Consider the following 13,515-nt stretch of genomic DNA (forward strand, 5'->3'; position numbering starts at 1 on the left):
ACTTTCATCTATGCGAAGGACAAACACATGACGACAAAAACCGAAACAGCCATCCTGGCTGGCGGCTGCTTCTGGGGTATGCAGGATCTGCTGCGGCGTTATCCGGGTGTGCTGTCCACGCGCGTGGGTTACACGGGTGGTGATGTGGCCAAGGCCACTTATCACAACCACGGCACCCATGCGGAAGCGATCGAGATCGTGTTCGATCCGAGTCAGCTCAGCTATCGCCAGATCCTCGAGTTTTTCTTCCAGATCCACGACCCGACGACTAAAAACCGTCAGGGGAACGATGTAGGCATGAGCTACCGCTCGGCCATCTTTCATCTCGACGATCAGCAGAAACATGCCGCCGAGGACGCCGTAGCCGACGCCGACGCGTCAGGCCTCTGGCCCGGGAAAGTCGTTACCGAAATCGCCCCCGCGGGTCCGTTCTGGGAGGCCGAGTCGGAACATCAGGATTATCTGGAACGCTATCCCCATGGATATACGTGCCACTTCATCCGACCGGACTGGAAGCTGCCCAGGCGAGGCGCATGACGTGGTTCGGTCCACGTCCGTGGTAACTCCCTGGCCACTGCAATAAGCCACGCCCCCACGGCAACAGGTAACACCATGGCTACCCCTCCATCCCCTTACGTTCCGATCAGCTGCGAATTTCACGACCTGCTCGAGACGCTCGCAACAACGCACAAGCGGGCGCAGATCAGCTTCCGTGACACCGAGGGACTCGTACAGCACCGCGCTACGGTCATTACGGATGTGTATGCCCGACGCGGTGCCGACTACCTCGCGATGGGCACCGGCGAAACCTTGCGCCTGGATCAACTCCTGGAAGTCGACGCCGAACGCCTGTCCGACTACTGAGGCGTTTCATACGAAGACGATTCGAGGCACAGCCGCCAGGGCGCCCGTCGGTGCAGGTCGTCCCGCTCTCCTGGTGTGGGGAGGCGAGACGGCCATCCGCAGCGAATCAGGTTCCCGGATGGTAAACGCGCTCCGTATGCCCCTTCAGATCTTCCGGCCAGAAATACACCTTGCGCAGATTGCCCGTGGTGTAGCGCTCGGCTTCGTCGTTGAAGTGCGGTGAATCCGGGTGGCCGCTTTCGCCGCCCGCGGTGATGGCGCGTGCGCGCACCTTGTCGCCGAACTCCACCACCGCAACGAAGCTGTTGCCGCCCGTGCCGTAGTAGCGGCTGGTGCCCGGCCAACGATGCGCGCCGAATGAGGCGAGCGAACCCCAGCGTGACGAGGTAAACGGCACCGGGATGCTGGGTTTGCTGTCGTTGAACGGCTGCTCGATATCGCCGTTGATGCGCTGATACCGGTTCACCTCACCCCACGGCACACCCCAGCTACCGAAGTCTTTCTGCAGTCGATCGGAGGCTTCGACCAGGGCACCGAGACGCGCTTTGGGTCCGGCCTTTTCGGCCATGATGTCGTAGACCGAAAGACCTTCGGCTGCATCGGACTTATCGACCTTGTCCCACAGGATGTCGCCCCAGAACACCGCAAGTGAGGTCGGCATCGAGGCGATACCCCAGCGGTAATCCCAGTGGCGCAGCAAGGCGATCTGGCCCGCCAGTTTCTTCCTGAGCGGATCGTTGGCAGGCAGCGCGTCGTAGTCGGCGACGAGGATGGGAATCTGTCGCGCGAAGGCCGGCAGATACGAGTCGAATGCGGCGGTGATCAACGACGCCATGGTGAAGTCGTTCTTGTCGCTCAACACCATGGTTGCGTGAATGCCACGTGGATTCTCGCCCACGCTATCCATGTAGCGTGGATAGTCCTCACGCTTTGGGCTGTACGCGCCCGCGGCGGAGTACGGCCAGTTGTTGGTGTTCATGATCCAGCCATTGGCCGGATTGAGCAGGTGCGGCGCATCGGTGAGTGGCAGCAGCCCCTGCCAATCGGTGGACGGGTCACTACCATCAACGGGTTTGGTGTAGTCGAAGCGGTTGTCGCGCTTGGGAATGAACTGCGGGTGCAGATACGCGATCTCGCCCTTGTCATCCGCAAAAATGGTGTTGTTCGATGAGTTGGCCTTGAGCTCGGCGACCTTCATGAAGCTGGCGAAGTCACTTGCCTTGGTACGCAGCCAACTCTGCTCCAGCGCTTCCATTGGCTTGTTCATCAGCGCAGTGGTGATCCACTTGCCGGCCTTTTCGCGCACGACCGGGCCGTGATGCGTGTCGTAGACAGTGAACGTACGCTCGACCATGGCGCCGTCCTTGCCGCGATACGGCACGCTGAGCTGTCGCGTCGTCACCGGGCGCAGCTCCTTGCCGTAGCGATAGAACGGCTTGCCGTCCTTGTGCTCGATGGTCTCGGCGAATTCGTCGACGACATCGGCGGTGGTCGAGGTGTGCATCCAGCCGATGTGGTGGTTGAAACCCTGATAGATGAAGAACTGGCCCCAGGTCACCGCACCGTAGGCATCGAGACCCGCATCACTGCTCATCTGCAGCTCGGAGCGGAAGAAGAACGAGGTGTGCGGATTGATCAGCAGCAACGCATGGCCGTCCGCGCTCAGCTTCGGCGCGATGGCAATGCCATTGGAACCGGTGGGCTCCACCCAGCTCGACGGTGTGTCGACAAAGGCGACCGTCTCGCCAACCTTGCCGTAGAACGCTTGCAGGTCCTTCAGCGAGATACGCTCGATGTCGCCACCAATGCTGCCTTCGCTGAAGCTCAGCGCCATCCATGGCTCGAAATGCGTGATGACACGAGGATGCACGCCCGGATGCGTGGCGAGGTAGTAGTTGAGGCCGTCGGCCCAGGCGTTCATCAGCGCCTGCAGCCAGCTGGGGCTTTTCGCGTAGAGCCGCTTCAGCTCCACCGGATCGACGATCAACTTCTGCCTCAAGTCAGACCAGATCGCCGACTCGCCTTCGGCTTCGGCCAGGCGCCCCAGTGAATTGAGGTAGTTGGTTTCGACGCGATTGAAGTCGTCCTCGGCCTGCGTGTAGGCCATGCCAAACACCGCATCGGCATCGGTCTTGCCGTGCACATGGGCAATGCCCCAGTCGTCCCGTGTGATGGTCACGGCCCTGGCTTCTTGCTGCCAGCGAGTTTCGTCGGACGTGCTGGCCTGCGCCGTGGACACCAGCCCCAAGGCGAGCAGCATGGCCAGCGACAGCGCGCGGGTGCGTGGACGAGCATGGAAGGTCTTGATCATCACGTCGTTCTGTCTTGGTTTGGCATTAAGTTTGGCGGCGAGGTCCGTCTTACCCCGCCAAAGAAGGCGTCATCCCGGCGAAAGCCGGGATCCAGTGCCTTTGCGGAGTGCTGAAGACACTGGATCCCAGCTTTCGCTGGGATGACGGACATGGAGTTCGATGCGGTCCTGACAACATCACGGCATCTTCAGACTGTCGTTGCCGCGATCCGCATCCGGCAGCTTGTGTTCCGGATCGAGCGTGATCTTTGCAATGCGCTGCGTTGTATGCACCGCAAGCTTTGGCGTCGCACTCTGGCGCCATGCTTCCACCGGCACGCGCACGTCCTGGTGGCTGCCATCGGCGAAGTCGATGCGCAGCGTCGCGGGCATCACCAGCTTCTGCTTGCTGGCGAGCGTCACCAGCACACCCTTGGCCGGGTCGTTGTCCACATACGTGGCGCCGGTGATGGCCATGTCCAGCTGCCAGTTGTTGAGGTACCAGCCGCGCCACCACCACGACAGATCCTCGCCCGCTTCACTGCTCATGAAGCGGAAGAAATCCGAGGGCGTCGGATGGTGATAGGCCCAGGTAGCGATGTACTTGCGGAAGGCAGGATCAAACCGGTCGGGACCGAGAATCTGCTCGCGCAGCAGCACCAGTCCCAGCGCGCCTTTGAAGTAGCTCACCGAATGGCGGTACGTCTCGGAGACCGAATCGGACGGCGCCATCAGCGTCGGCGCGTTCGCATCCGCCAATACCGGCAGAATCTCGTCCACCGGGTTGCCGCCCTTGGGCGCGTACTCGCTGTCGCGCTTGGGCGCGTATTCGCCCTTGTTGAAGGCGTCGGAGGCGTACACGTCGATGAAGGTGTTGAAGCCTTCGTCCATGAATGCGTTTCGGCGTTCGTTGGAGCCCACGATCATCGGGAACCAGGTGTGGCCGATCTCGTGCGCGCTGATCCAGAACAGCATCGGGCCGCTGTCCTCGATGCCGTCGAACACAATGCCCGGATACTCCATGCCGGCGCCGTGGCCCGCGAGGTTCACTGCCACAGGCCAGGGGTACGGATACCACTTGGACGAGAAGTGCTCGACGGCGCCCTTCAGGTATTCGGTGGAGCGATCCCACTTGTTTTTGCCTACCGCTTCCACCGGATACACCGACATCGCCAGCGAATGCTTGCCGTCGGGCAGGTTGATGCGCGCGGCGTCCCACACGAACGCGGGTGACGCGGCGAAGGCCACGTCGCGCGTGTGATCCATGTGGAAACGCCAGGTCTGTGTGCCGCTTTGTTTTGGACGGCTGGACGGATCGTTGACCTCCTGCGGCGTGCGGATCAGCACGGTGCTGTCACTCTGCGCGGCCTGTGCCAGTCGCTGGCGCTGCGTGGCGGTGAGCACGTCATTGGGGTTGGTCAACTCGCCCGAGCCTGCCACCAGGTAGTTCCACGGCACCGTCACCGCATAATCGATGTCGCCGTATTCGAGATAGAACTCCGAGCCAAGATAGGGCAACGTGTCCCACCCGCGCAGGTCGTCATACACCGCCATGCGCGGGAACCACTGGGCGATCTCGTAGATGTCGCCGTTCTTCGTCGGCGTCACCGCGGTGCGGCCGCCCCACGGGCCGGGCACGGTGTAGTGATAGCGAATGCGCAGCTTCAGCTGCTTGCCGCCGCCAGCCAGCGCCTGCGGCAGGTCCACGCGCAAGCGCGTGTCATCCACCAGGAAATGCACCGGCTTGCCGTCGACCTCCACTCCGTCGAGCCGATAGCCGTCGGTGAAGTCCTTACGGATGCGTGGTGAAGTGAGCGAGCCGCGCGAATCGCGCCGGTAGGCATTCTGGTCCAGCTGCACCCACAGCACGTCGAGCGCGTCGGGGCTGCGGTTGGTATAGGTGATGGTCTCGTCGCCACGCAGCGAATGCGTGGCCGGGTCGATCTCAGCCTGGATGGCGTAATCCACGCGGTTCTGCCAGAACTGCGGACCGGGCTTGCCGGCGCCGTCGCGGAAGGCGTTGGGTGCATCGGGCAGCGAGAGCGGCGCGAACAGTGCCTGTGGGTCGAATCCGGCGTCCGTGCCGTCGGCGAAAGCGGGCGCGCTCAGCGCACCGGTCACGAGCAGGCCCACCGCGACGCAGCGGGCCAGGACGAGATTCTTCATGCAGGTATTTTCCTTTAGGTCCCCAGGGCCACCACCGGACACTATAGGGAGGGGCCGGGGCGCCTGAACCGGGTCAATCGTCATGGTCGGCAGGACTGCCATCGCAGCTTCATGCGAAGCCTCTGGGCGACGGGCGGTACAATACGAAGATGAGTACCCCCGAACATTCCCCGCTCGGCAAGACCACGGTCTACGCCGATCGTTACGACCCCAGCCTGCTGTTTCCCATTCCGCGCAGCGGCAAGCGCGAAGAAATTGGCGTGTCCCAGCCGCTACCGTTCCACGGCGTGGATGTCTGGAACGCCTATGAGCTGTCGTGGCTCGACATTCGCGGCAAGCCCGTGGTGGCACTGGCCGAGTTCCGCGTGCCCGTTGATTCGCCCAACATCATCGAGTCGAAGTCGTTCAAGCTCTATCTCAACGGCTTCTCGCAGGAGCGCATGGCCGATGCCGACGCGCTGATGGCGATACTGGTGCGCGATCTTTCCGCCGCCGCCGGTGCGCCGGTCGACGTAGTGCTGAGCAACGCGAGCGCCCGCGGGCACGCCTTCACTGATCTGGAAGGCGAACTGATCGACAACCAGCTGCTGGACATCGACGACTATGGCCCGCCGCGCGCGGACTATCTGCACGCCGATGCCGCCCAGCCTGTGGTCGAGGAAGCGCTGGTGTCGAACCTGCTGCGCTCCAACTGCCCCGTCACCGGGCAGCCGGACTGGGGCACCGTGCAGATCCGCTATCGCGGTGAGCGGATCGACCGCGCCGGCCTGCTGCGCTACCTGGTGTCGTTCCGTAATCACAACGAATTTCACGAGCAGTGCGTGGAGCGCATCTTCGTGGACGTGATGCAGCGCTGCCGGCCCGAGCGCCTGAGCGTGTACGCGCGCTATACGCGGCGCGGCGGCCTGGATATCAACCCGTACCGCAGCACGGGCACGGAAATGCCGGAAAATCCGCGTGGAGCCCGGCAGTAAAGCGTTGAATCGCGTACTGGCCGTTAAAGTTATGTCGAGATTGAGACGCTTGGTAATCGGCGCTTCAGTCCCGTGGGACTAGCCTGTTTCCGTCCAGGCGCCCGGCATAACGGCATGGCCGGCCGGGTGTGTGTTCCGCCACCAGCCACGGGGTCAGTCATGAAGATTCAGGCACGCAACACCGCTCTGTACTGCGCGACCCTTGCCGGCCTGCTGATGCTCAGCGCGTGCGGCAAGAACGAGCAGGAATCCAACACACCGGCGGCCACGCCGGCCACCAGCGCGCCAGCCCCTGTCGCGCCGGCGCCATCCGGCACGAAGATGGCGCCGCCTGCGAGCACGCCAGCCCCTGCCAGCACCGCGCCGGCGCCGGCAAGCACCTCCGGCAAGTCGGCCAGCCTCAAGCCAGCCAATGACATCAAGGTCGCCACGGTGACCATCGGCAGCGCGGTCGACGCCTCTCATGCCATCAGCAAGGAACAGCGCAGCTTTGGGCCACAGGAGAAGGCCATCTACGCCAGCGTCGCCACTGTGGGCAACAGCGACAGTGCCGAGCTCAACGCGAAGTGGAGTTATGTGGACGGCAAGGAGCAGCCCTTCAGCAGCACGACCGAATCCATCTCCACTGAAGGTCCCGCCACCACCACGTTCCAGGTGCAAAATCCGAACGCATGGCCGCAAGGCAAATACAAAGTGGTGATCTCGTTGAATGGCCAAGCCGTCGCCAGCGAGAACTTCGAGGTACGCAGCTGACGCGTACGTTCACAGCTACAGCATCAATGGAAAAGGCGCCCTAGGGCGCCTTTTCCTTGCATGACATCGATGAACCCGTGTGTCAGAACGACGACCTCCGGCGATGCAGCCGCACGCCGGCAATGAGCTGAAGCACGCCATAGATCAATGCGGCCGCGCCGATCCAGATCGCCACTGTCAGCAGGCCGGCTACTGGATACGCCATGAACAGTACGCCAAGCACGATGGCCAAAACGCCGCTCAACGCGATCATCCATTCACCCTCGATCTCCTTGCGCACACGAACAGCAAACACGATGCGATAGACGCCTGCCACGATCAGCCACGCGGCAAGGAACAGCAACAGCACATTGGCTACCGCCAACGGATGCCAGATGGCCAGCAGGCCAAAGATGATCGATGCCAACGCATACAGACCCAGCCAGCCGCGCGAAATCGCTACGTCGCGGTTGAACAATGCAAACGCGCTCGCGATGCCTTCGGCCAGCGCCATGATGCCGAACGCCCACGCCAATGCCACGACCGTGCTGCCAGGCCATAGCAGTGCGCTGATGCCAAACAGCACCGAGATGATGCCGTAGATCACCAGCAGCCAACCCGTGCGAGCAACCCCGTGCCGCAGAACTGTACCCATAACGTGACCCTCCATGCCGTTGAGAGGCGGACCGAACTGGCCCGCTGCCAGTGAACCCTTCGGCTTGAGCGGCGCGCTACGCGGTTCCAGGCATCGCCCGCCGAGCCGAGACGCATCGACGCATCATTGATGTCGACGCGACGCGAACGTCGTATCGGGGAAACCTCATACGCCGATGAACCGCGACGACCACTCGCAACATGCAGGGCACGTGCACTTAACTGCGTCGCTGTTCGAATCTTCCCCGCAATGCGCATTGCATCCCCACACTCCCAGCGAGGAATCGAGATGAATCAAGACACCATCCAGGGTCAGTGGAAACAACTCAGCGGCCAGATCAAACAGCATTGGGGCAAGCTCACCGATGACGACCTGAAAGTAGCCGAAGGCAACTCGGAATACCTTTCCGGCAAGCTGCAAGAGCGCTATGGCATGGCACGCGATGAGGCCGACAAACAAGTCAAGGCCTTCGAGAAAGAAATGCGCCTTCACTAGACGCAACAACACGTTTCGCCTTCCCTCTCCCCTTCGGGGGAGAGGGTCGTGGTGATGTGTGCCCTGTCAGTCGTCGACGCAGAACAACTCGAATAATCTGGCCATCAACGCGTGCACGCGCTCGTCGCTGATGGCGTAGTAGATCGACTGCCCTTCGCGGCGGCCCGCCACCAGTCCGTCGCGTCGCAGCAGCGACAAGTGCTGTGACACGACGCTTTGCGCGAGCCCCAGCGCGTCGGCCAGATCGCTGACCGAGCGCTCGCCATCCAGCAGCTGGCACAAGAGCATCAGCCGATTCTGACTGCCCATGGCCTTGAGCACGGCCACCGCTTCGTCCGCATGGCGGAGCATCGCGTCGGCGGAAAAGACGGGCTTGCGACTGCGCGGTGCGAGAGATTTCATGGGGCGGTTCATGACAAGGTGAAAGTCATAGCGCGTTGAGCGGAATCTTCAGGTAGCTGATCCCGTTGTCCTCAACCAGTGGTAGCTGGCCGGCGCGGATATTCACCTGCACCGCAGGCAACAACAGGCGCGGCACGGCCAGGGTCGCGTCACGCGTGGTGCGCATGTCCACGAAAGCCTGCTCATCGACGCCGTCGTGCACGTGGATATTGGCGCCACGCTCGGCGCCCACCGTGGTTTCATATGCGTACGTATCGCGACCCGGCGCCTTGTAGTCATGACAGAGGAACACGCGCGTCGTTTCGGGCAGCGCGAAGATGCGCTGGATCGAACGATAGAGCACACGTGCATCGCCACCGGGAAAATCGCAACGTGCCGTGCCGTAGTCGGGCATGAAAAGCGTGTCGCCCACGAATGCGGCATCGCCGATCACGTGCGTCATGCAAGCTGGCGTGTGGCCGGGCGTGTGCATCGCCACGGCCTCGATCTCGCCAAGACGATAGCGCTCGCCATCCTTGAACAGGTGATCAAACTGGCTGCCATCGCGCTGGAAACCGGTGTCGGCATTGAACAGCTTTCCAAAGGTTTCCTGCACCTCGCAGATGTGCTCGCCAATGGCGAGCTTGCCGCCCAGGCGTGACTTCACATACGGCGCGGCGGAGAGATGGTCGGCGTGCACGTGGGTGTCGATGATCCAATCCACCGTCAGCGCCTGCGCCTTCACGAAATCGACGATCGCATCCGCCGAGTCGTGACGCGTCCTGCCTGAAGCGGCATCGTAGTCGAGCACGCTATCGATCACCGCGGCCTTTTGCGTGGCCGGATCCCACACGACATAGCTGAAGGTGTTGGTCGACTCGTCGAAGAATGCCTTCACATCAGGTCGACTCATGTGTGCCATCTCACTTCGAGTCGTTGGAACGCACCGGCAGCTTCGCTGCAAGCCACCAGCCTAGCGCCATCGTCGCCACCAGCAGCCACACCGACGCCAGGCCACCACCCAGCGACGCCAGCGCCGGCCCTGGGCAGTAACCAGCCATGCCCCAACCCGCGCCGAACAAGGTCGCGCCGACGATCAGTCGAACGTCGATGCGCTGCCTGGCCGGCAGGCTGAAGCCCGATTCGAACCATGGCCGGCTGTCACGCCATACCAGGCGATAGCCGATGGCCGTGGTCAGCACGGCAGCGGCCATCACAAATATCAGGCGCGGATTCCAGGCGCCAAACAGGTCGAGGAATCCGAGCACGACCGCAGGCTGCGTCGTGCCGCCGAGACTCAGGCCAAGCCCGAACAGCAGGCCAGCCAGCAACGCCGTCAAGAGCTTCATGCGGCGGGTCCTCCCAACAGATGACGAATCACGAACACAGTGGCCATGCCCACGACCACGAACACCATCGTCGCCAGCAGCGAGCGCGGCGACAGGCGAGCGACGCCGCAAACACCATGCCCGCTGGTGCAACCACCGCCCAAGCGTGTGCCAAACCCCACCAACAGACCGGCCGCCGCCATCCACGGCCACGACACCTGCGGCACGCCGATGCCGCTGTCACCGCGCCATACCAGCAGCAACAACGGCGCCGCTATCAACCCAGCCACAAACACCACGCGCCAAAGGCGATCGCTCGCACCAGTGAGCAGACCGCTGGCGATGCCGCTGATCCCGGCGATACGGCCCAGCGCACCCATCAGCAGCACTGCCGAGAGACCGATCAAGACGCCGCCGATGGTTGAAAGAATCCAGGGATGCATCGTTTCGCTGCCCTATATGCATATATTCGATATTTCTAATATATGCCCGGACCACGCCGAATTCAACGCGTTCGTGCCGGAGCCGCAAGCAACGCCTTGCGAGTGGAAAGCGCCATGCTGCGCCGCATCTATACATGCGAGAGGCAAGCAAGTGAACATGCGGGAGCGTATCGACATCGCCGGCGGAGGGGAACCCGGCATTGCGATGGCGACGCGTCCTGCTCGCATCAACCATTGGGGAACTTCAAACCTATGCTTATCCGCAAGAGAGGGCTTGCCTCGGGCATTGCCTGCGCGCTTTTTGTCGGCGCGCTGGGCGCCACCGCCAGCACGGCAACCGCACAGGATGCGCCCGCTTCCAGTACGAAGCCGGCCAACCCCGACACGAAGTCATCGGGGCAGAAACCCTCTTCGGCCACCGCCACCAAGCTCGAACAGATCACGGTGACGGCGCAAAGCCGCACGCAGGAAATGCAGGATGTGCCGATCGCGATGAACATCGTCACGGCCAAGCAGCTCGATGCGGTTGCCGCCACTGACCTCAGCCACATGAACCTGTTCGTGCCCGGCCTGGTGGTGGACAACACCGATGCGACGCAGCCTACCTACCGGCTGCGCGGCATCGAGACCAACGACTTCGGCATTGGCACCGACTCCGCCGTGGGCGTGTACATCAACGGCATCTATCAGACACGCAGCGGCGGCTCGCTGATGGCGTTCAACGACATCGCGCGCGTGGAAGTGCTGAAGGGGCCGCAGGGCACGTTGTTTGGCCGCAACACCGCGGCGGGCGCGATCTCCATCATCACCAACGATCCCGTCGACCGCTTCGAGGGCAACGCGCGCGTGCGCGTGGGCAACTACGGCAAGCGCTACGGCGACGCCCTGGTGAACATACCCCTCAACAAGGACATGGCCCTTCGCGTGAGCGTGGTGGACAACCAGAGCGACGGCTGGAAGCAGGACGCGGCCACCGGCCAGCACTACGGCAAGGACGACGAGTGGGGCGCGCGCGTGGTGTACCGCTGGAACATCACCGACGACACGCAGGTGAAGCTGGCCTATGACCACGACCGCGTGAAGCAGCCCTCGCGCATGGACGTGGGCCTGGTGCCGCTGCCCGCCAGCGACCTGTATGCGCGAGCGCCGTTCCCGGCCAACCCGTCGACCTTCTACGACCCGATCCACGCGCCGTTCTACAACAGCGCCACGGATGGCCGCGAGGAGCGCAACTACAACGACTGGACGCTCACCGTCGACCACAACTTCCGCTGGGGCAGCTTCACCTCGACCACCAACTGGACCGGCTACGACATGTCCCATGTCGAGAACGGCACCGGCCTGCAGCAAATTCCCGAGTACCTCAACACCGGCGTGATCGGCGACGGCCACACCTGGTACCAGGAGTTCAAGTTCACCGGCAACACCGACCTGATGGACTGGGTGGCCGGCGCAAGCTACTACCAGGAACACGCCAACCAGACCAACCTGGCCCGTGTGAACACCGACACCTACGACACGCTCGCGCTCAACACCGGCGTGGGCATGCAGTACACACCCACCGGCACCATCTTCGGTTACTTCGACTCGGTGTTGCAGTCGTTCGGCCTGCCTTACCGTCTGCTGGGCGATCCGTGGACCGAGACAGTCACCAACAACGGTCGCTTCAGCGCCGGCGCTGCATACGGCGACGTGATCTGGCATCTCAACGACAAGTGGGACCTCACCACTGGCCTGCGCTTTACGCGCGACAAGAAGGAGTTCAGCTGGTACACGCCGACACGCTCGGCGCCCGAGCTCGACAACACGCTGGCGCAGATGCAGCAGGCGGGCCTGCTCGATCTCGTGTCGGTCCTCACCGGCGGCAAGGTCACCGGTGCGCAGCTGGTGACCTTGCTGCAGCAGAACCAGATCTTTGCGACCTCGGTGAATGAGCGCGTGCAGAAAAACGCCAGCTGGAACGACACCAGCCCGCGCCTGGTGCTGTCGTACAAGTTCTCGCCGGACGTGATGGGCTACGCCTCGCTGGCCAAGGGCTACAAGGCCGGCGGCTACGACGGCACCGAACCCGGTGCGGAATTCGCGCCCGAGCGCGTGTGGAACCTGGAGACCGGCTTCAAGGCCACGTTCCCCGAGCGGAACCTGATGGTGAACGGTTCGATCTATTACTACCGCTACGACAACGTGCAGACGCTGACGGTGATTCCAACGACGGCTGGCTTCAACGTGCCGGAGTACCAGGTCAGCAACACCAACCAGGAAGCGAAGGGTCTGGACCTGCAGGTGGAGTGGGTGCCGATCGACGACCTGCGCCTGGCTTTCAACGGCGGCTACATCGATTCGACGTACACCTCGGCGAAGGTGCCGACCGGCCTGAGCAACACCAACCAGATCGTCTACACCGACGTCTCCGGCCAGCCAGTGAGCGAACCGAAGGTGTCCTACTCGGTAAGCGGCGGCTACACCTGGCACGACGTGGCCAACGGCAACCTGACCTTCAACGCGAACTACGGCTTCCGTGGTCCCTTGCGCTGCAACGACGCTTCGGTGTACCAGGGCAAGTGCTCGCTGCCGACCAACTTCAGCCTCAACAAGGCACAAGAGCGCACCGACCTTCGCCTCGACTGGTCTGCGCCGGGCGATCGCTGGGGCGTGGCGTTGTACGTCAACAATCTGTTCGACAAGCAGTACGTGTCGGGCCTGGGCACCATCTCGCAGTCGGTGCTGGGTACGCCGTATGCGTACATCACTCCGCCGCGCATGTACGGCGCGGAGTTTCGCGTGAAGTTCTGACGCTGCAAATGAAGAACCCTTCCCGGCGATGCCGGGAAGGGTTCGGTCACAACTGGCGCGCCCGGAGGGATTCGAACCCCCGACCAATGGCTTCGGAAGCCACTACTCTATCCGGCTGAGCTACGGGCGCATGAGCGTCGGCACGTGTGTCGAGGCAAAACCAGCGACGCACGGCGGACGCGCAGTATAGCGGAGTTGGGGGCACGAGCCCACGCGGGCCCCAGCACTTCTCCTTCTCCCCTCCGGGCGACCCGAAGGTAGTCCCTGTGGGAGAGAAGGGCGGGATGAGCCACCTAAAGGTGGTAAAGGGTGGGGGCTTGCGGGAGGGCTTCTACAGAGCCGGTTTCAATCTGGCGCTATCGCAAGATTGACCCCTCACCCTACCCTCTCCCCG

Annotated in this window: 13 protein-coding genes and 1 tRNA gene; 6 read left to right on the forward strand and 8 right to left on the reverse strand. The window is 62.8% G+C overall.

Annotation, left to right across the window (positions count from 1 at the left end):
• The first annotated feature begins 27 nt into the window (after window positions 1-27).
• The gene (msrA, locus tag AC3CBN_RS03570; RefSeq protein WP_488635448.1) at window positions 28-537 is read left to right on the forward strand and encodes a peptide-methionine (S)-S-oxide reductase MsrA; all 510 of its coding nucleotides are present in this window, start codon (window positions 28-30) and stop codon (window positions 535-537) included.
• A gap of 75 nt (window positions 538-612) precedes the next feature.
• Window positions 613-864 carry a hypothetical protein gene (locus AC3CBN_RS03575; RefSeq protein WP_488635449.1) on the forward strand — a complete coding sequence of 84 codons (252 nt, stop codon included), beginning with the start codon at window positions 613-615 and terminating at the stop codon, window positions 862-864.
• Window positions 865-970: 106 nt separating this feature from the next.
• Here AC3CBN_RS03575 and AC3CBN_RS03580 read toward each other — a convergent pair whose 3' ends face one another.
• Both AC3CBN_RS03580 and AC3CBN_RS03585 read right to left on the reverse strand, forming a co-directional pair.
• A complete protein-coding gene (locus AC3CBN_RS03580; protein WP_488635450.1) occupies window positions 971-3,175 on the reverse strand; it encodes a penicillin acylase family protein in 2,205 nt (734 codons plus the stop codon).
• A gap of 177 nt (window positions 3,176-3,352) precedes the next feature.
• On the reverse strand, window positions 3,353-5,320 hold the full coding sequence (locus tag AC3CBN_RS03585; RefSeq protein ID WP_488635451.1) for a M1 family metallopeptidase: 1,968 nt from the start codon (window positions 5,318-5,320) through the stop codon (window positions 3,353-3,355).
• Window positions 5,321-5,469: 149 nt separating this feature from the next.
• Between AC3CBN_RS03585 and queF the strand changes: the two genes are divergently transcribed.
• Window positions 5,470-6,294 (forward strand): NADPH-dependent 7-cyano-7-deazaguanine reductase QueF, encoded by an 825-nt coding sequence (gene queF, locus AC3CBN_RS03590; RefSeq protein WP_488635452.1) that lies wholly within the window; start codon window positions 5,470-5,472, stop codon window positions 6,292-6,294.
• 159 nt (window positions 6,295-6,453) lie between these two features.
• Entirely contained in the window at window positions 6,454-7,047 is a 594-nt protein-coding gene (locus AC3CBN_RS03595) for a hypothetical protein (RefSeq protein ID WP_488635453.1), read from the forward strand.
• Window positions 7,048-7,129: 82 nt separating this feature from the next.
• On the opposite strand, the gene AC3CBN_RS03600 is transcribed toward AC3CBN_RS03595, so the two are convergent.
• Entirely contained in the window at window positions 7,130-7,681 is a 552-nt protein-coding gene (locus AC3CBN_RS03600) for an HdeD family acid-resistance protein (RefSeq protein ID WP_488635454.1), read from the reverse strand.
• Between the two features lie 288 nt (window positions 7,682-7,969).
• Here AC3CBN_RS03600 and AC3CBN_RS03605 point away from each other — a divergent pair, with 288 nt between their 5' ends.
• Window positions 7,970-8,176, forward strand: a complete 207-nt coding sequence (locus tag AC3CBN_RS03605) for a CsbD family protein (RefSeq protein ID WP_488635455.1) — start codon at window positions 7,970-7,972, stop codon at window positions 8,174-8,176.
• A 66-nt stretch (window positions 8,177-8,242) separates the two neighbouring features.
• Here the strand turns inward: AC3CBN_RS03605 and AC3CBN_RS03610 are convergent, their stop codons facing one another.
• From AC3CBN_RS03610 to AC3CBN_RS03625, 4 genes are read right to left on the reverse strand one after another with little or no spacing between them, the layout of a single operon-like run.
• On the reverse strand, window positions 8,243-8,578 hold the full coding sequence (locus AC3CBN_RS03610; RefSeq protein ID WP_488635456.1) for an ArsR/SmtB family transcription factor: 336 nt from the start codon (window positions 8,576-8,578) through the stop codon (window positions 8,243-8,245).
• Window positions 8,579-8,603: 25 nt separating this feature from the next.
• Window positions 8,604-9,470 carry an MBL fold metallo-hydrolase gene (locus tag AC3CBN_RS03615; protein WP_488635457.1) on the reverse strand — a complete coding sequence of 289 codons (867 nt, stop codon included), beginning with the start codon at window positions 9,468-9,470 and terminating at the stop codon, window positions 8,604-8,606.
• Between the two features lie 10 nt (window positions 9,471-9,480).
• The gene (locus tag AC3CBN_RS03620) at window positions 9,481-9,906 is read right to left on the reverse strand and encodes a DUF6691 family protein (RefSeq protein WP_488635458.1); all 426 of its coding nucleotides are present in this window, start codon (window positions 9,904-9,906) and stop codon (window positions 9,481-9,483) included.
• On the reverse strand, window positions 9,903-10,328 hold the full coding sequence (locus AC3CBN_RS03625) for a YeeE/YedE family protein (protein WP_488635459.1): 426 nt from the start codon (window positions 10,326-10,328) through the stop codon (window positions 9,903-9,905). The genes AC3CBN_RS03620 and AC3CBN_RS03625 overlap by 4 nt, the downstream gene beginning before the upstream one ends.
• A gap of 252 nt (window positions 10,329-10,580) precedes the next feature.
• Between AC3CBN_RS03625 and AC3CBN_RS03630 the strand changes: the two genes are divergently transcribed.
• Window positions 10,581-13,121: a TonB-dependent receptor gene (locus tag AC3CBN_RS03630; RefSeq protein WP_488635460.1), complete on the forward strand. Its 2,541-nt coding sequence runs from the start codon at window positions 10,581-10,583 to the stop codon at window positions 13,119-13,121.
• 53 nt (window positions 13,122-13,174) lie between these two features.
• On the opposite strand, the gene AC3CBN_RS03635 is transcribed toward AC3CBN_RS03630, so the two are convergent.
• Window positions 13,175-13,251: transfer RNA gene (locus AC3CBN_RS03635), tRNA-Arg, on the reverse strand.
• Between the last annotated feature and the right edge of the window lie 264 nt (window positions 13,252-13,515).

The sequence above is a fragment of the Dyella sp. OK584 genome (genome assembly GCF_057787755.1).